Annotated in this window: 16 protein-coding genes and 3 tRNA genes; 12 read left to right on the forward strand and 7 right to left on the reverse strand. The window is 74.4% G+C overall.

The features are described from left to right. Positions 1-2: 2 nt before the first annotated feature. The 6 genes from CP974_RS08780 (at position 3) to CP974_RS08805 (ending at position 6,502) form a co-directional block, all read left to right on the forward strand. A complete protein-coding gene (locus tag CP974_RS08780) occupies positions 3-1,433 on the forward strand; it encodes an aminotransferase class I/II-fold pyridoxal phosphate-dependent enzyme (RefSeq protein WP_107067036.1) in 1,431 nt (476 codons plus the stop codon). Between the two features lie 97 nt (positions 1,434-1,530). Then, positions 1,531-2,247 carry an iron-containing redox enzyme family protein gene (locus CP974_RS08785; RefSeq protein WP_031134442.1) on the forward strand — a complete coding sequence of 239 codons (717 nt, stop codon included), beginning with the start codon at positions 1,531-1,533 and terminating at the stop codon, positions 2,245-2,247. Between the two features lie 29 nt (positions 2,248-2,276). Then, positions 2,277-3,476 carry an O-succinylhomoserine sulfhydrylase gene (locus tag CP974_RS08790; protein WP_196786093.1) on the forward strand — a complete coding sequence of 400 codons (1,200 nt, stop codon included), beginning with the start codon at positions 2,277-2,279 and terminating at the stop codon, positions 3,474-3,476. Next, positions 3,473-4,411, forward strand: coding sequence for a homoserine O-acetyltransferase/O-succinyltransferase family protein (locus tag CP974_RS08795; RefSeq protein ID WP_051839785.1), 939 nt, complete (start codon positions 3,473-3,475; stop codon positions 4,409-4,411). Before CP974_RS08790 ends, CP974_RS08795 begins: the two co-directional genes overlap by 4 nt. Beyond that, on the forward strand, positions 4,371-4,940 hold the full coding sequence (locus tag CP974_RS08800; RefSeq protein ID WP_051839784.1) for a GNAT family N-acetyltransferase: 570 nt from the start codon (positions 4,371-4,373) through the stop codon (positions 4,938-4,940). The genes CP974_RS08795 and CP974_RS08800 overlap by 41 nt, the downstream gene beginning before the upstream one ends. 119 nt (positions 4,941-5,059) lie before the next feature. Continuing rightward, a complete protein-coding gene (locus CP974_RS08805; RefSeq protein ID WP_069976238.1) occupies positions 5,060-6,502 on the forward strand; it encodes an MFS transporter in 1,443 nt (480 codons plus the stop codon). Between the two features lie 98 nt (positions 6,503-6,600). Here CP974_RS08805 and CP974_RS08810 read toward each other — a convergent pair whose 3' ends face one another. Next, positions 6,601-6,801, reverse strand: a complete 201-nt coding sequence (locus CP974_RS08810; RefSeq protein ID WP_031133585.1) for a hypothetical protein — start codon at positions 6,799-6,801, stop codon at positions 6,601-6,603. A gap of 458 nt (positions 6,802-7,259) precedes the next feature. Between CP974_RS08810 and CP974_RS08815 the strand changes: the two genes are divergently transcribed. After that, entirely contained in the window at positions 7,260-8,654 is a 1,395-nt protein-coding gene (locus tag CP974_RS08815) for an AAA family ATPase (RefSeq protein WP_051839680.1), read from the forward strand. A 299-nt stretch (positions 8,655-8,953) separates the two neighbouring features. Here CP974_RS08815 and CP974_RS08820 read toward each other — a convergent pair. From CP974_RS08820 to CP974_RS08830, 3 genes are all read right to left on the reverse strand, one after another. Further along, a tRNA-Ile gene (locus CP974_RS08820) sits at positions 8,954-9,030 on the reverse strand. A gap of 213 nt (positions 9,031-9,243) precedes the next feature. Further along, positions 9,244-9,316: transfer RNA gene (locus tag CP974_RS08825), tRNA-Asn, on the reverse strand. 5 nt (positions 9,317-9,321) lie between these two features. Next, positions 9,322-9,394, reverse strand: a tRNA-Asn gene (locus tag CP974_RS08830). Positions 9,395-9,576: 182 nt separating this feature from the next. On the opposite strand from CP974_RS08830, the gene CP974_RS08835 reads away from it, so the two are divergent. The 5 genes from CP974_RS08835 (at position 9,577) to CP974_RS08855 (ending at position 15,618) form a co-directional block, all read left to right on the forward strand. Next, positions 9,577-9,876, forward strand: coding sequence for a hypothetical protein (locus CP974_RS08835; RefSeq protein ID WP_031133581.1), 300 nt, complete (start codon positions 9,577-9,579; stop codon positions 9,874-9,876). A gap of 104 nt (positions 9,877-9,980) precedes the next feature. Further along, positions 9,981-11,420 (forward strand): FGGY family carbohydrate kinase, encoded by a 1,440-nt coding sequence (locus CP974_RS08840; RefSeq protein ID WP_031133579.1) that lies wholly within the window; start codon positions 9,981-9,983, stop codon positions 11,418-11,420. Positions 11,421-11,591: 171 nt separating this feature from the next. Then, positions 11,592-13,325: an ABC transporter ATP-binding protein gene (locus CP974_RS08845; RefSeq protein WP_031133577.1), complete on the forward strand. Its 1,734-nt coding sequence runs from the start codon at positions 11,592-11,594 to the stop codon at positions 13,323-13,325. Then, positions 13,325-15,253: an ABC transporter ATP-binding protein gene (locus CP974_RS08850; RefSeq protein ID WP_031133575.1), complete on the forward strand. Its 1,929-nt coding sequence runs from the start codon at positions 13,325-13,327 to the stop codon at positions 15,251-15,253. The genes CP974_RS08845 and CP974_RS08850 overlap by 1 nt, the downstream gene beginning before the upstream one ends. Before the next feature lie 92 nt (positions 15,254-15,345). Continuing rightward, entirely contained in the window at positions 15,346-15,618 is a 273-nt protein-coding gene (locus CP974_RS08855; RefSeq protein WP_031133573.1) for a hypothetical protein, read from the forward strand. On the opposite strand, the gene CP974_RS08860 is transcribed toward CP974_RS08855, so the two are convergent. The 3 genes from CP974_RS08860 to CP974_RS08870 all read right to left on the reverse strand — a co-directional run bounded on the left by CP974_RS08860 (position 15,606) and on the right by CP974_RS08870 (position 20,428). After that, positions 15,606-16,811 (reverse strand): RNA polymerase sigma factor, encoded by a 1,206-nt coding sequence (locus CP974_RS08860; protein WP_031133571.1) that lies wholly within the window; start codon positions 16,809-16,811, stop codon positions 15,606-15,608. The two genes, CP974_RS08855 and CP974_RS08860, sit on opposite strands and share 13 nt — an antisense overlap. Before the next feature lie 158 nt (positions 16,812-16,969). Beyond that, positions 16,970-18,901 (reverse strand): DNA primase, encoded by a 1,932-nt coding sequence (gene dnaG, locus CP974_RS08865; RefSeq protein ID WP_085921264.1) that lies wholly within the window; start codon positions 18,899-18,901, stop codon positions 16,970-16,972. Positions 18,902-19,150: 249 nt separating this feature from the next. Next, positions 19,151-20,428 carry an NAD(P)/FAD-dependent oxidoreductase gene (locus CP974_RS08870; protein ID WP_031136498.1) on the reverse strand — a complete coding sequence of 426 codons (1,278 nt, stop codon included), beginning with the start codon at positions 20,426-20,428 and terminating at the stop codon, positions 19,151-19,153. Positions 20,429-20,514: the final 86 nt, after the last annotated feature.

The raw sequence follows: 20,514 nt of genomic DNA on the forward strand, positions 1-20,514 counted from the left end.
CCATGACCTCACCCACCACCGGCGCCACCGGCACCACACCCGCCACCACCAGCCCCACCGCCACCACCCGCACCACCGGCGCCGCCCGCCCCGCCGCCGCCGCCACGGCCGAGCGGGTACGCGCGGACTACGCCGCCCTGAAGGCGCGGGGCCTCGCCCTGGACCTGACGCGCGGCAAGCCGTCCCCGGCCCAGCTCGACCTGTCGACGGGCCTGCTGGACATCGGCGCGGCGGAGCTCGGCCCCGCCGGGGCGGGCGCGGACCACCGCAACTACGGGGGCCTCACCGGCCTGCCGGAGCTGCGCGCGATCTTCGCCGAGGTCCTGCGGGTCCCCGTCGAGCAGCTGCTGGCCGTCGGCAACTCCAGCCTGGCGCTCATGCACGACACGCTCGTCCACGCCGTGCTGTTCGGTGTGCCCGGCTCCGCGCGGCCGTGGGGAGCCGAGCGGACGGCGGTGCTGTGCCCGGTGCCCGGCTACGACCGGCACTTCGCGCTGTGCGAGAAGTTCGGCCTGGAGATGATCCCCGTGCCGATGCGCGACGACGGGCCCGACATGGACGAGGTGGAGCGCCTCGCCGCCGCCGACCCGGGCATCCGCGCGATCTGGTGCGTCCCGACCTACAGCAACCCGACCGGCGCCGTGTACGGGCCGGAGACCGCGCGCCGCCTGGCCGCGCTCCCCGCCGCGGCGCCCGACTTCCGCATCCTGTGGGACGACGCGTACGCGGTGCACCACCTCACTGACGAACACGGCGAACACGGCGAGCACGAGCAGCACGAGCAGCACGAGCGCGACGAGCACGGCGACCACACCCCGCCCGGCGCACCCGGCACCACCCCGCCCGGCGGAGCCGCGCCCGCGCCCGGCATCCTGGCCCTGTGCGCCGAGCACGGCCACCCGGACCGGGCGTTCGTCTACGGCTCCACCTCGAAGATCACGTTCGCGGGCGCCGGGGTCGCGTTCCTCGGCTCCTCCCCCACCAACGTGGAGTGGTTGACCGGCCACCTGTCCCGCCGGACCATCGGCCCGGACAAGCTCAACCAGCTCCGCCACGCCCGCTTCCTGCGGGACGCGGCGGGACTGCGGGCGCACATGGCGCGCCACCGGGCCCTGCTGCGGCCCCGCTTCGACCTGGTCGAGCGGGTGCTGCGGGAGCGGCTGGGCGGCCTCGACGGGGCCACCTGGTCGCGGCCGCGGGGCGGGTACTTCGTCAGCCTCGACGTGCCGGACGGCTGCGCGCGGCGCACGGTGGAGCTGGCGGCCGAGGCGGGCATCCGGCTGACCCCGGCCGGCGCCACCTTCCCGTACGGGAGGGATCCGCGCGACCGGAACATCCGCATCGCCCCGACGTACCCGGCCCTCGACGAGCTGGAGACCGCGATGGAGGGGCTCGCCGTGTGCGTGCTGCTCGCCGCCCTCGAACGGTCGTAGACGGGCGCGCGTCCAGGATCGTCCACGAAGTCGGACGGGCCGCTTCCCGGCACGGATGCTGGGGAGCGGCCCGATCAACCGACCAAGGAGAGCGGACATGCCGACCGACCGCGACGAGTTCCGCGACCAGCTCGAGCGCACGCTCCACGAGAAGCTGACGCTGAACCACCCGATGTTCGACATCCTCTTCGACGCCGAGAAGCGGGACCTGCACACGCTGCAGAAGGTGGCGCTCCAGGGCTACCAGCTCACGAAGCACTTCCTGGACTACATAGAGACGCTGTTCTACTTCTGCCCGAAGGAGGGCAAGCACAAGCGGCGCCTGCTCTTCAACCTCTACGAGGAGGAGACCGGCCGCATCTCCAAGACGAAGAACCACGTCGAGCTGATGCAGGACTTCATCCGCGCCATCGGCGTGGACGACGCCACCCGCGACGCCGAGACGGCCCTGCCGAACACGCAGGAGCTGATCGACTACCGCATGAAGGCGTGCAAGAACCCCGAGACGTACCACATCGGCGCCGCCGCGGTGATGATCGCCAGCGAGGGGCAGAACCTGGAGACCCGCGGCGCCGAGGCGCGCGACGGCATCTTCAAGCGGGTCTACGGCCTGAAGGACGAGGACCTGCTGTTCTTCTCGGTGCACCAGGCCGAGGACGTCCACCACGTCCGGCACGGCCTGGACCTGGTCGCCGACATCTGCGTCACGGACCGGATGCAGGAGGAGGCGCTGTACGCGGTCTCGCACACCTGCGACCTCTTCTACGGCATGTACGAGGGCATCTACCAGGAGTACAAGGCCGGCCGGCTCTGACCGCGGACGACGGAGGAGCACCAGTGCCCGTGAACCAGCCGTCCCGGCCGTACGCGCTCGCCACGCGCGCGGTGCGGACGGGGCAGTACCAGGACCTGTCGGATCTCCACAGCGAGGGGCTCGCGCTGACCGCGAGCTATGTGTTCGCGGACGCGGAGGACGCCGCGGAGCAGTTCGCCGGGCGCAGGCCCGGACACGTCTACGTCCGGTTCGGCAACCCGACGACGGCCGCCTTCGAGCAGCGGATCGCCGCCATGGAGGGCGCGGACGGCGCCGTCGCGGTCGGCTCGGGGATGGCGGCGTACACCGCCGTGGCACTCGGCCTCCTCTCCGCAGGCGACCACGTGGTGCTGGGCGACGGGATGTTCGGCACGACGCCCCGGTTCTTCCGGGCGTACATGGAGAAGTTCGGGGTGCGGGTCAGCGTCGCGGACGTGCGCGACCTGGACCAGTGGCGGGACGCGGTCCGCGACGAGACCGCGATGTTCGTCCTGGAGACGCCCACCAACCCGATGATGCACGTCGCCGACGTGCGCGCGCTGGCCGCCCTCGCGGCGGAGCGGGACGTGGTGCTGCTCGTCGACAACACGCTGTGCACACCCGTCCTGCAGAACCCGCTGGCGCTCGGCGCCGACCTCGTCGTGCACTCCGCGGCCAAGTACATCGACGGCCAGGGGCGGTGCGGGGGCGGTGTGGTCGCCGGGCGGGCGGACCTCCTCAAGCCGGTCTCGGAGGTGCTGCGCACCGCCGGGCCCAGCCCGAGCGCCTTCAACTCCTGGGTGTTCCTGAAGTCCCTGGAGACGCTGCCGATCCGGATGCGCGAGCACTCGCGCAACGCCACGCTGCTCGCCGAGTGGCTGGAGGGCCATCCGGCGGTGGAGGAGGTGCACTACACCGGTCTGGCGTCGCACCCGCAGCGCGCGCTGGCCGACTCCCAGCAGTCCGGCCACGGCGGGCTGCTCGCCTTCACCGTGCGGGGCGGGCGCAGGGAGGCGTGGAACGTGGTCGACGCGCTGTCGCTCGTCTCGGTCACCACCAACATCGGCGACACCAAGTCGATGATCACCCACCCGGCGACCACGACGCACGGCCGGATGGCGCCGGAGGAGCAGGCGCGCGCCGGGATCGGGCCGAACCTGCTGAGGCTCTCGGTCGGCCTGGAGGACGTGGAGGACCTCAAGGCCGATCTGGACCGGGCGCTGCGCGCCGCGGGGGGCCGGTCCCGGTGAGGGCGCTGCGCATCGGGATCGCCGACCTCTTCTCGCCGTCCCCCGACAGCTGGGCCCGGTACATGTTCGCGTCGGCCGTGACGGACGCGGCGGACCGGCTGGGCCTGGCCGTGGAGGTCGCGGCGTACGGGGCCGACCTGACCCGCCCGGTGGCGGAGTGCGGCATCGCCTGGGACGAGCTGCCGGGTCTCGACGGGCTGGTGGTGACCGGCGGGGAGCCGACCCGCGCCGCCGTCGCCGAGGAGCCGGCCCTGGCGGTGGTCGACCGCATCCTCACCCGCACGGCGGACCGGGTCGCCTCGACGGTGTACTCCTGCCAGTCGGCGCACGCCGCGCTGCACCTGCTGCACGGGCTGGAGCGCAGCCGGCTGCCGCACAAGCGGCAGGGCGTCTTCGGCCACCGGGTGCGCGGCGCCGGGCCGCTCACCGCCGGCCTGCGCGGCCGGGTGCTCGTACCGCACTCGCGGTGGAACACCGTGCCGGCCGAGGCGCTGCGGCGGGCGGGGGTCACGGTCGCCCTGGAGTCCGAGGACGGCGCCTGGTCCCTGGCGACCGGCGACGACGGGCTGCGGCACGTCTTCAGCCAGGGGCACCCCGAGTACCTGCGGGAGACCCTGCTGAGCGAGTACCGGCGGGACCTGCGCCGGTACGCCGCCGGGCAGGCCGCGCACCTGCCGGACCTGCCGCGGGGCTATCTGAGGGCGGAGGCGGAGGAGGCGCTCCTCGCCTTCGCCGAGAAGCTCCGGGAGCAGCGCGACCCGCTGCTGCTGGAGAGCTTCCCCGACCGGGCCGCCGCCGACGGCGTGGACGACGGCTGGCTGGCCGACTCCCGGGCCTTCTTCGCCAACTGGCTGGGGGCCCTCGACGACACGAGCAAGCGGAGGCTTGAGCACCGTGCTGAACTGGCACTGGCCCGACGACGTGCGGGCCGTTGAGAAGGACCTCGCCCGGATGCTGGCGGCGAGCGCCGCGGACGACGGCATCCTGGGCTACGCCGAGGCCCCCTCGGACGCGCAGCTGGAGGGGTTCGTCTCCGGGGTGGAGCGGCTGGTCGCCGAGGGCGCCGGGCACCTGCTGATCGGCGAGGACGCGGAAGGGGTGGCCGCCATGTGCCTGATGAAGACCAACTCCATGCCGAACTGCCGCCACCTCGCCGAGGTCATGAAGGCGTACCTCGACCCGCGCGTGCGCGGCACGTCCGCCGTGTTCCAGCTCGTCGCGCAGGTCTGCGAGCGGGCCGCCGGGGCGGGCGTGGAGACGCTCGTCATCGACGTGCGGGAGGGCTCGAAGGCGCACCGGGTGTGGTCGCGGTTCGGCTTCACCTCGTACGGGGTGCTCGACGACTACGCGCGCGTGGACGGGGTGTCGTACCGCGGCCACTACATGCGGCACGGGGTGCGCGAGCTGGCGGCCTCCGTCGCCGACCGCACGCGGGAGCGGGCGGGTACGCCGCCGAAGGGCTGACCGTCCATCAGGTGAACGTCCACTGGCCGGAATCGCCGGGCGGCCGTGTACTGAACGCGTACCCTCACTTACCCATCGGAGTCCGGCGCGCCGGCGATGACACACAGGCAGGGAGAGAGATGCCGCCCTTCGAGGAAGAGACGAGTGCGCGTACCCCCGAAGAGCCCGGCCCGCCCGACCCCGCCGGCACCGGCCCCGCCTCCCGCGCGGGCGCCGGCGCGGGCGCGGGCGCCGATGCCGGCGCGCCCGCCCCGGCGGCGGCCCCCGGCGGCGCGAAGGCGTCCCGGCACGGGCGGACGCTGCTGCTCGTGGCCGTCTCGCTGGGCTTCGTCATCGCGCTCCTGTCCTCGTCGATCAAGAACACGCTGACCGCGTTCTACGTCTCCATGACGGAGGACTTCGGCGTCTCGCGCGGCACGTTCGCCATCGCGCCGTCCGCGTTCATGCTGACGTACGCCATCGCGTCGCCCGTGATGGGCTTCGTCGCCGACCGGTTCGGGGCGCGCAAGTCCCTGGCGGGCGGGCTGGTGCTGGGCGGTGTGCTCTTCCTGGCCGGCGGCCTCACCGAGTCGTTCGCGGTCTTCACCCTGGTGTACGGGGTGGGTCTGGCCGTCTCGTACACGGCCGTCTCGTACGTGCCGCTGGGCGTGCTGGTGGACGAGATGTTCCCGCCGCACCGGCGCGGTCTCACCTACGCCATCCTGATGAACGGGACGGCGGTCGGCTTCATCGCGCTGCTGCCGCTGTGGATCCACCTGGACGAGGGCACCGTGTGGCGCTCGGTGTTCCAGTGGCTCGGCGTGACCCTGCTGGTCGTCACCGTGCTCGCGCTGCTCCTGCTGCCCAAGGAGCCGTCCGCCGCGGCGGAGGCCCCGGGCGGCGCGGCGCCGGAGCGGAAGTCGAGCGCGGGCATGCTGTCGGAGGTGCTCGGCTCGCGGGTGTTCTGGACGGTCAGCCTCGCCTTCTTCGGCTGCGGCGTCACCATGGCCTTCGTCGACGTGCACCTGGTGGCGCACCTGGACCACATCGGCCTCGGCGGTTCGGTGGCCGGTACGACGGTGGCGCTGCTGGGCGCGGCGGAGATCGTGGGCGCGCTGATCGCCGGCTACTACTGCGACCGGGGGCACGGGCTGAAGGTGCTGGCCGGCAGCTACCTGGTGCGGTCGCTGTCGCTGGTGGTGCTGATGGCGGCGCCGACGGCGCTCGCCGCGAACGTCTTCGGCCTGCTGTTCGGCATCACCTACCTGGGCACGGTCGTCGCCAGCTCCATGTACCTGATCAACTCGCTGGACGCGCGGGCCAAGGGCCTGGCGCTGGGCCTGATGTGGTTCATCCACCAGATCGGCGCGTTCGTCGCCAGCGAGGGCGGCGGCATCAGCTACGACACGCTGCGGTCGTACGACCCGGTGGTCGTCGGCTCCGCGGTCATCGCCCTGGTGTCCACCGTGATCGTCGCGGTCTGGCTGCCGAAGGCGCTGCGCGCGGCGCGGGACGGTGCCGGGGACCCGACCGGAGGCGGCCCGGCGGGCGGGGGCAGGGCCGAGGCCGCCGCCGAGCGCTGAGCACCGCGCCGCCCGGCCCCGCGGCCGGGCGGCCCGGCCGCGTACCGGGCCGCCGGCCGATCAGCGGACCGCACGGCTGATCACCGGGGCCGGCCGGCTCAGATGCCGTGGCCGTGCCCGCCCCGCTGCTCCTGGGCGGGGCGGTCGCCGCGCTCGCCGGTCTCCACCCCGCCGGGGCCCAGTCCGGGCGCCACCCTGCCGGCGAGGACCCCGGCGTAGTACGCCCAGAAGAACAGCAGCACGAGCAGCGCGACGAAACCGAGCAGATGCCGCGGCGGCGCCCAGCGGGAACCCGCCATCTCTCCCCCTCGCAGTATGCGGCCGGGCCGTTCCCGGTGCCGCGATGGTAAGCATTCCGGGAGGGCGGGCGGAACAGCGCCCGCCGCCTTTCCCGCGCACACCCGGCGCGGCCTGGCGGACGGCCCCGCGCAAAGGCGGAACCGGACGGCGGGACGCCCGCGGACCGTATACGAAACCGCGCGGGCGAAACCGTCCGGGTGTTCCCGGGAACAACCCGAGAACATCCCGGGAAGCCCTCGCGCAAAGCCGCGCAAAGGATCGGGAAAAACTCCCGGCACACGGGAACCAGACCCCTCCGGAAACCGACCCCCCGACCGTCGGCCGGGGACCGGAACACGCCAACTCCCTTCTCAGCATGCGGAATCATCGTTGACGGCACCGGCCGACCGTACGGTACGGTGACGCGCACAGCGCATCACCCACCGACCTTGGGACTTCGGGGGAGGGAGCGGGCAGCGTGCCGGACACGGCGGAACTCGACGGAATTCGGACACTGGACGAGTTCGTCCTGCATCTGCGCGCGCTGAAGACGCGGACGGGAAATCCGTCCATCACCGAGATAACGCGGCGCGTGCACCGCGACTGGCGCCGCGAGGGCCGCCCGAGAAGCGAACTCCCCGCCCGTTCGACCGTGGGGAACTGCTTCCAGACGGGCCGCCGGCGGCCGAATCCCGATCTCCTGCTCGCGGTCGTCAGGGCCCTCACCGGCGACGACCGCGCGGTGGTGGCCGCCTGGAGCCGCGCCCTGCACCACGCCCTGGGCGAGGCGGCGGCCGGCCCCGGCGTCCGGGTCACCGACCGGCTCGCGCCGCCGCCCGACGGCCCGCTCGTCCACACCGCCGTCGTGGCCGAGGCGCTGCGCCTCGCCGACCTCCCCGGCAGTGGCCGCACGGTCGTCCTGGAGGGCCCGGCGGGCACCGGCAAGACGACCCTGGCGCACGCGCTCGCCCGCCGCCTGGCCGCCGCCCGGCGCGCCGACGGCCCCGTCCTCGTCGTCGACCTGCACGGCACCCACCCGCAGGCGCCTCCGGCGAGCCCGTTCACCGTGCTCGGGCACCTGCTGGGCGCCCTCGGCGTGCCCCCGGCCCGCGTGCCCTCCTCCACGGACGGCCGCTCCGTCCTGCTGCGCCGCCTCCTGGCCGGTTCCGGCACCGTGCTGCTGCTCGACGACGCGTACGACGCCGCCCAGGTCCGGCCGCTGCTGCCGGGGCCCCGCGCCGGCCACACCCTGGTCACCACGCGGCGCCTCCCGGCCGCCTGGCCGGAGCTGGGCGGCCGGGTGCGGGTGCCGCCGTGCGACCCCGCCGACTCGCTGCGCGTCCTGCGGGGCGTGGCGGGCGCCGCCCGGATCGACACGGACCCGCGGGCGGCGCGGCTGATCGCCGAGGCGGTCGGCCATCTGCCGCAGGCGCTGACCCTGGTGGCCCACCACGTCGCCGCCCACCCGGACTGGCCGCTGGCCGACTACCACGAGCACGTCGTCGCCTCGCTGGTGCTGCGCGGCGGCATGGGCCGGTCCTTCGCCGCGTCCGAGCGCTCGGTGTCCCCCGAGGCGCGCCGGCTGCTGCGGCTGCTGACCCTCCAACCCGCCGCGCACGCCGCGCACGCCGACGTGACCGCCGCCGCCCGGCTCGCCGGCACCGGGCCCGCGCGGGCGCGGGCGCTCCTGGCCGAGCTGGTCGCGGCGGCGCTGGTGGAGGAGGTGGGGCCCGGCCTGTACGCGCTGGGGCGCATGGTGCACGCCTACGCCCGCGCGCGGCTGCGCCTCGACGAGCCCGTCAGCCGCGTCCAGGAGGCCCTGGCCCGCCTGCACCGGCCCCCGGCACGCAGCGCGCAGACGGTGGGCAACTGACGGGACGTCGCCCCGAGGTGCGCCGCCCGGCGGTGGCGCACGGGGACGGGGGCGAGGGAGGAGGCGGGGTGTGGCACGGATCACCCGCGGACCACCTGCGGACCACCGGCCGGCGGCCACGGCCGGGTGCGGGCGGCTCCGCGGGCGCGGCATGAGGGTGACGCGGGCGTGTCGCGACGCCGGTGCCCGGCGGGGGCTCCACACACTGGGAAGGGCGCCGGGGCCACCGCCTCCGGCTCGCGCGGGCGTCCCACGGACCGGCGAAACCGCTGGTCAGATCGTTCCTGCCAGGAGACCGCTGGTGGGGCGGGTGGGACTCGAACCCACGGCCGACGGATTATGAGTCCGCTGCTCTAACCGGCTGAGCTACCGCCCCGTGCGGCGCGTCGCGCACATTTGTGCGCGCCGTCTGCCGCAGCATAGCCGCTCATACGATCTCCTGCTTCGGATGGTCGGCAACGCACGCCCTGAAGGACGGAGCCCCGCGCCGGATGGTTCCGGAAGCGGTGCGGAACGGGCCCCGGGGGCGTCGGCGGACCGCCCCGGGAACGCCGAAGAGGGCCCCGCTCGGGGCCCTCCTCCGGTACCGCTCCCCCGACTGGACTCGAACCAGTAACCCTCCGGTTAACAGCCGAATGCTCTGCCAATTGAGCTACAGGGGATCGCGCTCCCCCGACTGGACTCGAACCAGTAACCTGCCGGTTAACAGCCGGCTGCTCTGCCAATTGAGCTACAGGGGATTGCTGCGTTGCACCGAACGTACCCACCTGGGGTCTCCCGGGCGGCGCTCGCTCGCTGCGACACATACATTAGCGCAAGCTGGGGGGTGCTCCGCCAATCGGTATCGCCCCGGACCCGGGTGTGACCTCCGCCCCCGCGGGCAGGCGGCCGGCACCGAGGCCTACGGAGAAGGGTGACAGCCATGCGGTACAAGCTCACGTTCGTCGTCGGACTGGCCGTCGGGTACGTCCTGGGGACGCGGGCCGGGCGCGAGCGGTACGAGCAGCTGCGCCAGTCGGCGCGGCAGCTCTCGGCCAACCCCGCCGTGCGCAACGCCGCGGAGTCGGCCGCGCAGACCGGCCGCCAGGTCGCCGGCCGGGCGTACCACGCGGTCAGCGAGAAGGTCGGCGACCGGATGCCGGAGTCCGTCACCGAGCGGGTGCGCTCGCTGCGGGAGCAGAACCGGGGCGCCGAGGACGACTGGGGCACCTCCAACACCTGACCGGCGCCCCGCGCTCACCGGAGCCCCGCGCGCCCCGCGCGCCGGGGCTCCCGCCGTCTTCCGGCCCGGTCGGGAACGGGCCGGAGTACGGCAGAATCTCCTTCATGGGGATAGTCGCCGGGTTGGACAGTTCGTCGGGTTTCACGCGCGTCGTCGTCTGCGACACGGACACGGGCGCCGTCCTGCGCCAGGGGTACGCCGCCCACCCCGTGGAGCCGAAGGCCGCGGACGTCGATCCGCAGGCGTGGCTCCTCTCGCTCGGCGAGGCCGCCGCGGGCGGGCTGCTGGAGGGCGTGCAGGCGATCGGTGTGTGCGCGCAGGCGCACGGCCTCGTCGCGCTCGACCAGCAGGGCGCCGCCGTGCGGCCCGCGATGGTCGGCAACGACAAGCGGGCACAGGTCGCCGCCGCGGACCTGGTCGAGGCGCTGGGCGGCCGGCAGGCGTGGGCGGACGCCGTGGGCTGCGTGCCGCAGGCGGCCCAGCCGGTGGCGAAGCTGCGCTGGCTGGCCCGCACCGAGCCGGAGGCCGCGCGGCGGGTGGCCGCCGTGCTCCAGCCGCAGGACTGGCTGGTGTGGCAGCTCCTGGGGCGGCCGGCGCGGCGCACCACGGACCGGGGCGGCGCGTCGGGCACGGGCTACTGGTCGGCGGCCACGGGCGCGTACCGGCCTGACCTGGTGGAGCTGGCGCTCGGCTACCGGGTGGCGCTCCCCGAGGTGCTGGGCCCCGCCGAGCCGGCCGGGGTGACCCCGGAGGGGCTGCTGATCTCGGCGGGCACCGGGGAGACGATGGCCGCCGCGCTGGGCCTGGGCCTGGGACCGGGCGACGCCGTGGTGTCGCTGGGGGCGTCCGGGTCCGTGATGGCCGTGCACCACGAGGCCACGGCCGATCCGCAGGGCCTCGTCTCGGCGTTCGCCGACGCGGTGGGGACGCATCTGCCGGTGGTGTCCACGTCGAACGCGGTGCGGGCGCTGCGCGGGACGGCGGAGATGCTGGGCGTGGAGGGACTCGAGGAGCTGTCGGCACTGGCGCTGAAGTCGACCCCCGGTGCCTCCGGGCTGGTGCTGCTGCCGTACCTGGAGGGCGAGCGGACGCCGCCGCTGCCGCACACCGCGGGGACGCTGAGCGGGCTGCGGCGCGAGTCGATGAAGCCGGAGCACCTGGCGCGGGCGGCGTTCGAGGGGATGCTGTGCGCGCTGGCCGACGCCATGGACGTGCTGCGGCGGCGGGGCGTGGCGGTGCGCCGGGTGTTCCTGCTGGGTGCGGCGGCGGAGCTGCCCGCGGTGCAGGCGATCGCGCCGGCGGTGTTCGGGGCGCAGGTCGTCGTCCCGCAGCCGGCGGACTACACGGCGCTGGGGGCCGCGCGGCAGGCCGCGTGGGCGCTGGGCGTGGCCCACGGGACGCTGGCGCCGCAGGCGCCGCCGCCGTGGCGGGGCGCCGCGGCGCAGGTCTTCGAGCCGGGCGACGAACTGGCGGTGGGCCAGGCGGTGCGCCAGCAGTACGGGGCGACGCGGGACCAGCTGCACCCGGGCGCTTTCGGCGGGTAGCCGACGGCGGGTGGCCGACGGCGGGTGGCGCGAGGCGGGTGGCCGACGGCGGGTGGCGGGAGGCGGACGGCGGACGGCGGGTGGCGGCAGGGGGGTGGCCCGACGGCGGGTGGCGGACGGCCGGGGAAAACCCCTCGTAACGATCCGGGCCGGGCGGCGATAGTTGAATCCGTGCTTCGACAACTACTCCGCATCCATCTGGCACCGTACAAACGGGCCATAGCCTTACTGGTGGCGCTCCAGCTCGTGCAGACGGGCGCCACCCTCTATCTGCCGACGCTCAACGCCGACATCATCGACAAGGGCGTCGTCACCGGCGACACCGGCTACATCCTGCGGTACGGCGGTCTGATGATCGCCGTGTCCGTGGTGCAGGTCGTGGGGAACGTCGGCGCGGTCCTCTACGGCGCCCGGACGGCCGCGGCGCTGGGCCGGGACGTGCGGGCGGCGGTCTTCGACCGGGTCCAGTCGTTCTCGGCGCGGGAGCTGGGCCACTTCGGCGCGCCGTCGCTGATCACCCGGACGACCAACGACGTCCAGCAGGTGCAGATGCTGGTCCTGATGGCGTTCACGCTGATGGTGTCGGCGCCGATCATGTGCGTGGGCGGGGTGGTGCTGGCGCTCGGGCAGGACGTGCCGCTCTCGGCGGTGCTGCTGGCCGTGGTGCCCGTGCTGGGCGTCTCGGTGTCGCTGATCGTGCTCCGCATGCGGCCGCTGTTCCGCCTGATGCAGGAGCGGCTGGACACGGTGAACCGGGTGCTCCGGGAGCAGATCACCGGCAACCGGGTCATCCGCGCGTTCGTGCGGGACGCCTACGAGCGGGAACGGTTCAAGGGCGCCAACACCGAGCTGACCGACGTGTCGATGTCGGCGGGCCGGCTGATGGCGCTGATGTTCCCGACCGTGATGACGGTGGTGAACTTCTCCAGCGTCGCCGTGGTGTGGTTCGGCGCGCACCGGATCGCCGACGGGGAGATGCAGATCGGCGCGCTGACGGCGTTCCTGGCGTATCTGATGCAGATCGTGATGGCCGTGATGATGGCCACCTTCATGTTCATGATGGTGCCGCGGGCCGAGGTGTGCGCCGAGCGCATCGAGGAGGTGCTCCGCACGGAGACCAGCGTGCTGCCGCCCGCGTCGCCGGTGCGGGAGCTGCCGCGCGGCGGCCGGCTGGAGATCCGCGGCGCCGACTTCCGCTATCCGGGCGCCGAGGAGCCGGTGCTGCACGGCGTCGACCTGGCGGCCGGGCCGGGCGAGGTGACCGCCGTGATCGGCTCGACCGGCAGCGGCAAGTCGACGCTGCTGGGGCTGGTGCCGCGGCTGTTCGACGTGACGGGCGGCCGGGTGCTGGTCAACGGCGTCGACGTGCGCGAGCTGGACCCGGCGCTGATCGCCCGCACGGTGGGCCTCGTCCCGCAGCGGCCCTACCTGTTCTCGGGGACGGTCGCGACGAACCTCCGCTACGGCCGGCCGGACGCGACCGACGAGGAGCTGTGGCGGGCCCTGGAGACGGCCCAGGCCGCCGACTTCGTACGGGAGCTGGAGGGCGGGCTGAACGCCCCCGTCTCGCAGGGCGGGACCAATGTGTCCGGCGGGCAGCGGCAGCGGCTGGCGATCGCGCGGACGCTGGTGCAGCGGCCGGAGATCTACCTGTTCGACGACTCGTTCTCGGCGCTGGACTACAGCACCGACGCGGCCCTGCGGGCGGCGCTGGCGCGGGAGACCGCCGACGCGACCGTGGTGATCGTCGCCCAGCGGGTCTCCACGATCCGCGACGCCGACCGGATCGTCGTCCTCGACGAGGGCCGGGTCGTGGGCGTCGGACGGCACCACGACCTGATGGCGGAGAACGAGACGTACCGGGAGATCGTGCTCTCCCAGCTGACCGAGGCGGAGGCAGCCTGATGGCCGGTCCTGGAATGATGCGGCCCGGCGGCGGTCCCGGTGACCGGTCGGCCGACTTCAAGGGGTCGCTGCGGCGGCTGCTGCGGCAGCTCCTGCGGGAGCGGGCCGCGCTGTGGGTGATGGTCGCGACCGGGGTGCTCAGCGTGGCGCTGTCGGTGGTCGGGCCGAAGATCCTCGGCTGGGCGACGGACCTGGTGTTCGCCGGGGTCGTCGGCCGCGACATGGAGGAGGGCCGCACCAAGCAGGAGGTCGTGGCGGCGCTTCGCGAGAAGGGCGACGACGGGCTCGCCGACATGCTGTCCGGCGTGGACTTCACGCCGGGCCGGGGCATCGACTTCGACGCGGTCGGCGAGGTGCTGCTGCTGGCGCTGGCCGTGTACACGGTCGCCGGGCTGCTGATGCTGGTGTCGACCCGCATGTCGATCAAGGTGATCAACCGGACGGTGTACCGGCTGCGCGAGGACGTGCAGGCGAAGCTGGAGCGGCTGCCGCTGTCGTACTTCGACCGCGCCCAGCGCGGCGAGGTGCTGAGCCGGGCGACGAACGACATCGACAACATCGGCCAGACCATGCAGCAGACCATGGGCCAGCTGATCAACTCGGTGCTGACGATCCTCGGCGTGCTCGCGATGATGTTCTGGATCTCACCGCTCCTGGCGCTGGTGGCGCTGGTGACCGTGCCGGTGTCGGTGGTCGTGGCGGCGCGGGTCGGCAAGCGCTCGCAGCCGCAGTTCGCCCGGCAGTGGAAGGCCACGGGCGCGCTGAACGCCCACGTCGAGGAGATGTACTCGGGCCACGCGCTGGTGAAGGTGTTCGGCCGGCAGGAGGAGGCCGCGCGGGAGTTCCGCGAGCAGAACGAGGAGCTGTACGAGGCCGGGTTCCGGGCGCAGTTCAACAGCGGGATCATGCAGCCGCTGATGTTCTTCATCTCGAACCTCAACTACGTGCTGGTGGCCGTCGTCGGCGGTCTGCGGGTGGCGTCCGGCACGCTGTCCATCGGCGACGTGCAGGCGTTCATCCAGTACTCGCGGCAGTTCTCGATGCCGCTCACCCAGGTCGCGTCGATGGCGAACCTGATGCAGTCCGGGGTGGCCTCCGCCGAGCGGGTCTTCGAACTGCTCGACGCCGACGAGCAGCCGAGGTCGCCCGCGCTGGAGCGGCCCGCCGAGGTGCGCGGGGCGGTGCGGCTGGAGAAGGTCTCCTTCCGCTACGAGCCCGACCGGCCGCTCATCGAGGACCTGTCGCTGGACGTGGCGCCGGGTCAGACGGTCGCCGTCGTCGGGCCGACCGGTGCGGGCAAGACCACGCTGGTCAACCTGCTGATGCGGTTCTACGAGGTGACCGGCGGCCGGATCGTGCTGGACGGCGTCGACGTGGCGCGGATGTCGCGGGAGGAGCTGCGCTCGTCCATCGGCATGGTGCTCCAGGACACCTGGCTGTTCGGCGGGACCATCGCGGAGAACATCGCGTACGGCGCCGCCGCGGGCCGTGCGGTGACCCGCGAGGAGATCGAGGCGGCGGCGCGGGCCGCGCACGCCGACCGGTTCGTGCGCACCCTGCCCGACGGGTACGACACGGTCATCGACGACGAGGGCGGCGGGGTCAGCGCGGGCGAGAAGCAGCTGATCACGATCGCGCGGGCGTTCCTGTCGGACCCGGTGATCCTGGTGCTGGACGAGGCGACCAGCTCGGTGGACACCCGTACGGAGGTGCTGATCCAGAAGGCGATGGCGCGCCTGGCCCACGGGCGGACGACGTTCGTCATCGCGCACCGGCTGTCGACGATCCGCGACGCGGACGTGATCCTGGTGATGGAGAACGGCTCCATCGTCGAGCAGGGCACGCACGAGGAGCTGCTGGCGACCGGGGGCGCGTACGCTCGCCTGTACGCCGCGCAGTTCGCGGAGGCGGTGGCCGAGGTCGACTGACCCACGGTCCACTGACGTACGGTCCACTGACGTACGGTCGACTGACGCGCGGCCGACCACCGCGCGGGAGAGCACGGGAGACGGGGGAAGGCATGACGGAGGGAACCGCGCCGGACGGCGGCGCGCCGGGGAACGCCCCGGAGAACGCGCCGGGGAGCGCCCCGGAGAAGCGGCGCGGCGGCCTCGGGGTCGCGGTGGGCCTGCCGATCGGCGTCGCGATCGGCGTCGTCTACGGGGCGGCCACCGGGGACATGGCCATGGGCGTCGCCTTCGGGGTGCCCATCGGCATGGTCCTCGCCATCGGGCTGGGCCGGGGCTCCGGCGGGGCCGGCGGCTCCGGCGGGCAGCAGGCTCAGTCCAGGTAGCCGCGCAGCTGCTCGGCGTAGGCGTGGTCCCGCAGCTTGCCGAGGGTCTTGGACTCGATCTGGCGGATGCGCTCGCGCGTCACGCCGAAGAGGCGTCCGATCTCCTCCAGGGTGCGGGGCCGCCCGTCGGCGAGCCCGTAGCGGAGCTGGACGACCTCCCGTTCCCGCTCGCCCAGGATGGACAGGACCGCCTCCAGGTGCTCCCGCAGCAGCAGGAACGCCGCGCTCTCCGCCGGGGAGGCGGCGTCGCCGTCCTCGATGAGGTCGCCCAGGGCCACGTCGTCCTCACCGCCCACGGGCGTGTGCAGGGAGACGGGCTCCTGGGCGAGCCTCAGCACCTCCCCGATCCGCTCGGGCGGCAGGCCGAGGCGGGCGGCGACCTCCTCGGCGGTCGGCTCCCGCCCGCGCTCCTGGAGCAGGCCGCGCTGCACCCGCACGACGCGGTTGATCAGCTCCACCACGTGGACCGGCACGCGGATCGTCCGGCCCTGGTCCGCGAGGGCCCGCGACATGGCCTGGCGGATCCACCAGGTGGCGTACGTGGAGAACTTGTAGCCCCGCGCGTAGTCGAACTTCTCGACGGCGCGGATCAGCCCGAGGTTGCCCTCCTGGACGAGGTCCAGCATGGTCAGGCCCCGGCCGGCGTACCGCTTGGCTACGGAGACGACGAGCCGCAGGTTCGCCTCGATCAGGCGCCGCTTGGCCATCCGGCCGCGCACGACGAGCCGGTCGAGGTCGAGGGCGAGGCGGGTGTCGAGGTCCGGGGTGCGGGCCAGCTTCTCCTCGGCGAACAGCCCCGCCTCCACACGCCGGGCCAGCTCGACCTCCTCCGCGGCGGTCAGGAGCGGGATGCGGCCGATCTCGCGGAGGTACTGGCGGAACAGGTCCGACGCCGGGGCCGCCGCCCGGTCGGCGGCGGTGGCGGCGGTGGCTGCCACCGAGGAAGGCGCGGGCTCCGCTTCCGGCTCGGGCCCCGGCCCGTCACCCCGGCCGGGCTCCGGCTCGGGGAGGGCGCCGGGGTGGTCCTGGAGGGCGTCCGGGCCCGTCCCGCCCGGCGCGGTCCCGCCCCGGGCGGGGTCGCCCTGGACGGGGACGCCCTGGACGGGGTCGCCCTGGACGGGGACGCCCGCGAGCGCGTCCCGCACGGGGGTGTCCGGCACGGGGGCGACATCGGTCAGGGTCTGGGTCTGCACGGGGCGACCTCCAGGGTGATCGCTGCCGGTTCGGTCCGTCACCGCCACCAGTGTGGGGTACGGCACATCACCGCCACGAGGGTCGTGCGCCCACTTTTTGCGACCGGTGCGTGACGGCGCGACCACCCGCCGGTACGGCGGACGGGGGGCGCGGCGCCTCAGAGGGCGGAAGCGCCGTGGTTGCGCAGCGACTGGGCGTACTGCTGGAGGACCCACAGCTCGTTCTGGACGGCGGCCAGCCGCTCGGGGTCGCCGTGCGCGCCCAGCCGGGCCAGCGAGCCCTGCACCTCGCGGACCCGGCGGTCGACGGCGCGGAGCCGGACCTGGACCAGCTGCTCCCCGGCGTACGCCTCGTCGACCGCGCGGGTGAGGACGGCCTCCACGGCCAGCTCCGTGACGAGCGCGCGGACCGTGTCGTCCGCGGCGGCCTCACGCACCCGCGCCAGGTAGTCGGGGGCGTTGTCCACGCCCTGCGCGGCGCCGCCCGCCTCGGCGATGGTGCGGCGCACCGCCGCGTACGGGGGGGCGGTGAACTCGTCGGCGCCGTAGGCGTCGAAGGCCGGGGACACCAGCGCCGGGTACTGGAGGGCGAGCTTCAGCAGCTCGCGCTCGGTGCGGTGGGCGGGGCTGCGCAGGTTGAGGGCCGGGCCGGTGAAGGACGGCTGCGCGGGGCCGAGCGCGGCGGGCCCGGCGGGCTGCCGGGGGCCGGGGCGGGGGCCCGCGCCGGGGCGGGCGCGGCCGTCGGGGGCGCCGCCGCGCTCCCGCGCCCAGCGGGCGAGCTGGGCGACGCGCTTGACGACGAACTGGGTGTCGAGGATGCCGAGCATCCCGGCCAGCTCGACGGCCACCTCGTGCTGCGAGGCGACGTTCTTGATCCGGGCGACGATCGGCGCCGCCTCGTCCAGGGCGGCGGCCCGGCCGGCCGGGGTCTCCAGGTCGTAGCGGCCCACGATCTGCCGCAGCGCGAACTCGAACAGCGGGGTGCGCGGCTCCACCAGCTCCCGCACGGCGTCGTCGCCCTTGACCAGCCGCAGCTCGCAGGGGTCCATGCCGTCCGGGGCGATGGCGATGTAGGTCTCGGCGGCGAACTTCTGGTCGTCCTCGAACGCCCGCAGCGCCGCCTTCTGCCCGGCCGCGTCGCCGTCGAAGGTGAAGATGACGCGGGCCGAGCCGTTGTCCATCAGCAGCCGGCGCAGGATCTTGATGTGATCGCCGCCGAAGGCCGTGCCGCAGGTCGCGATGGCGGTGGTCACCCCGGCGAGGTGGCAGGCCATGACGTCGGTGTAGCCCTCGACCACGACGGCGCGGCTCGCCTTGGCGATGTCCTTCTTGGCGAGGTCGATCCCGTAGAGCACCTGCGACTTGCGGTAGATCGGCGTCTCGGGGGTGTTGAGGTACTTGGGGCCGTTGTCGTCGTCGCGCAGGCGGCGGGCGCCGAAGCCGACCACGTCGCCGCCGACGTCGCGGATGGGCCACATGAGCCGGCCGCGGAAGCGGTCGATGGGGCCCCGGCGGCCGTCCTGCGACAGCCCGGAGAGGATCAGCTCCTTGTCGGAGAAGCCCTTGCCGCGCAGGTAGCGCGTGAGGTGGTCCCAGCCGGCCGGGCTGTAGCCGACGCCGAAGTGCTCGGCGGCGGCCTGGTCGAAGCCGCGCTCGGCGAGGAAGCGGCGCCCGATCTCCGCCTCCGCCCCGGCCAGCTGCCCGGCGTAGTACGCGGCGGCGGCCTTGTGCGCCTCGATCAGGCGGATGCGCTCCCCGCGCTGGTGGGTGGGGTTGTAGCCGCCCTCCTCGTAGCGGAGGGTGATCCCCGCGCGGGCGGCGAGGCGCTCGACCGTCTCCGAGAAGGAGAGGTGGTCGATCTTCATGACGAAGGCGATGGTGTCCCCGCCCTCCTGGCAGCCGAAGCAGTGGAAGAGACCCTTGCTGGGGCTGACCTGGAAGGAGGGGGACTTCTCGTCGTGGAAGGGGCACAGGCCCTTGAGGTTGCCGCCCCCGGCGCTGCGCAGCTGGAGGTACTCGGACACGACGGCGTCGATCGGGACGGCGTCCCGTACCGCCTTCACGTCGTCATCGTTGATCCTGCCTGCCACGCGGGAATTCTACGGGGGCGCGCGGGGGTCGCCTCCCGCGAGGACACCGCACGGGGACGCGCTGGGGCCGCTCCCCGCTCGGGGCACGGCACGGGGACGCGCGGGGGCCGCTCCCCGCTCGGGACACGGCACGGGGGCCGTGGCCGGCGACGGCAGCACACGGGGGACGCGGGTTCGCGCCTGCGGGCCGGGGCGCCCGGGGGCGGTCCGGCCGCGGGCCCGCGGGGCCGGCCCCGGCGCGGGGCTGCCTCAGTCCCCCGGCGGGAGGGAGCCGAGCGGGGCGGAGGGGTCGGCGAGCGCGTCCGGGTCGACGGTGGCGCCCGCCGCGCCCGCGCGGACCAGCTCCTGGATGGACTCCGTGACGTCCCACACGTTCACGTTCATCCCGGCCAGGACGCGGCGCTCCTTCAGCCAGAAGGCGATGAACCGCCGCCGCCCCGCGTCACCGCGCAGCACCACCTGGTCGTACGAGCCGGGCGGCGCCCAGCCCGAGTACTCCAGGCCCAGGTCGTACTGGTCGGAGAAGAAGTACGGCACCCGGTCGTACGAGACGTCCCGGCCGAGCATGGCGCGGGCGGCGGCGGGGCCGCCGTTCAGGGCGTTGGCCCAGTGCTCGACCCGCAGCCGCCGGCCCAGCAGCGGGTGGTGGGCGGCGGCGACGTCCCCGGCGGCGAAGATGTGCGGGTCGGAGGTGCGCAGCGACGCGTCCACGGCGATGCCCCCGCCGTGGGCCCGGTCGGCGAGGGCGAGGCCCGCGGTCTCGGCGAGGGCGGTGCGGGGCACGGCGCCGACGGCGGCGAGCACGGCGTGCGCCGGGTGCTCGTCGCCGTCGTCGGTGCGGGCGGCGAGGACCACGCCGTCCTGGCCGACGATCTCGGTGAGGCGGGTGCCGAAGTGGAAGCGGACGCCGTGCTCGGCGTGGAGGTCGGTGAACATCTGGCCGATCTCGGGGCCGACGACCTGGTGCAGCGGGGTGGGGGCCGGTTCGACGACGGTCACCTCGGCGCCGTAGCCGCGGGCGGCGGCGGCGACCTCCAGGCCGATCCAGCCGGCCCCGGCGATGACCAGGTGGCCGTTGTCGCGGCCGAGGGCGGCGAGGACGCCCTGGAGCCGGTCGGCGTGGCAGAGGCGGCGCAGGTGGTGCACGCCCGCGAGGTCCGTTCCGGGGACGTCCAGGCGGCGCGGCTCGGCGCCGGTGGCGATCAGCAGCCGGTCGTAGCCGAGGACGGTGCCGTCGCCGAGGCGGACGGTCCGCCCGTCGCGGTCGATGGCGGTGACGGGCTGGCCGAGGTGGAGCTCCACGTCGTGGCGGGCGTACCAGCCCGGCTCGTGGACGAAGGCGCCGTCGCGCCCGTCCTTGCCGGTGAGGTAGCCCTTGGAGAGCGGCGGGCGCTCGTAGGGGCGCTCGCGCTCGTCGCCGACGAGGATCACGCGGCCGGAGAACCCCTCGGCGCGGAGGGCCTCGGCCGCCTTGGCGCCGGCCAGTCCCGCGCCCACGATGACGAAGGTCTCATCTGCGTCGACCACTTGTCGCCTCCTACCCCGGAATGCACGGTTCGTCCGTGCCCACGCTACGCCGCGCGCCGCCGTCCGGCCGTGACGCCCTACGGAGG

It is taken from the genome of Streptomyces fradiae ATCC 10745 = DSM 40063, assembly GCF_008704425.1.
In the GTDB taxonomy this organism is placed as follows: Bacteria; Actinomycetota; Actinomycetes; order Streptomycetales; family Streptomycetaceae; genus Streptomyces; species Streptomyces fradiae.

Bases quoted from the DNA above. Each gene is read 5' to 3' on its own strand.
- CP974_RS08780 (WP_107067036.1), top strand. From the start codon at position 3: ATGACCTCACCCACCACCGGCGCCACCGGCACCACACCCGCCACCACC.
- CP974_RS08785 (WP_031134442.1), top strand. From the start codon at position 1,531: ATGCCGACCGACCGCGACGAGTTCCGCGACCAGCTCGAGCGCACGCTC.
- CP974_RS08805 (WP_069976238.1), top strand. From the start codon at position 5,060: ATGCCGCCCTTCGAGGAAGAGACGAGTGCGCGTACCCCCGAAGAGCCC.
- CP974_RS08810 (WP_031133585.1), bottom strand. From the start codon at position 6,801: ATGGCGGGTTCCCGCTGGGCGCCGCCGCGGCATCTGCTCGGTTTCGTC.
- CP974_RS08835 (WP_031133581.1), top strand. From the start codon at position 9,577: ATGCGGTACAAGCTCACGTTCGTCGTCGGACTGGCCGTCGGGTACGTC.
- CP974_RS08840 (WP_031133579.1), top strand. From the start codon at position 9,981: ATGGGGATAGTCGCCGGGTTGGACAGTTCGTCGGGTTTCACGCGCGTC.
- CP974_RS08850 (WP_031133575.1), top strand. From the start codon at position 13,325: ATGGCCGGTCCTGGAATGATGCGGCCCGGCGGCGGTCCCGGTGACCGG.
- CP974_RS08855 (WP_031133573.1), top strand. From the start codon at position 15,346: ATGACGGAGGGAACCGCGCCGGACGGCGGCGCGCCGGGGAACGCCCCG.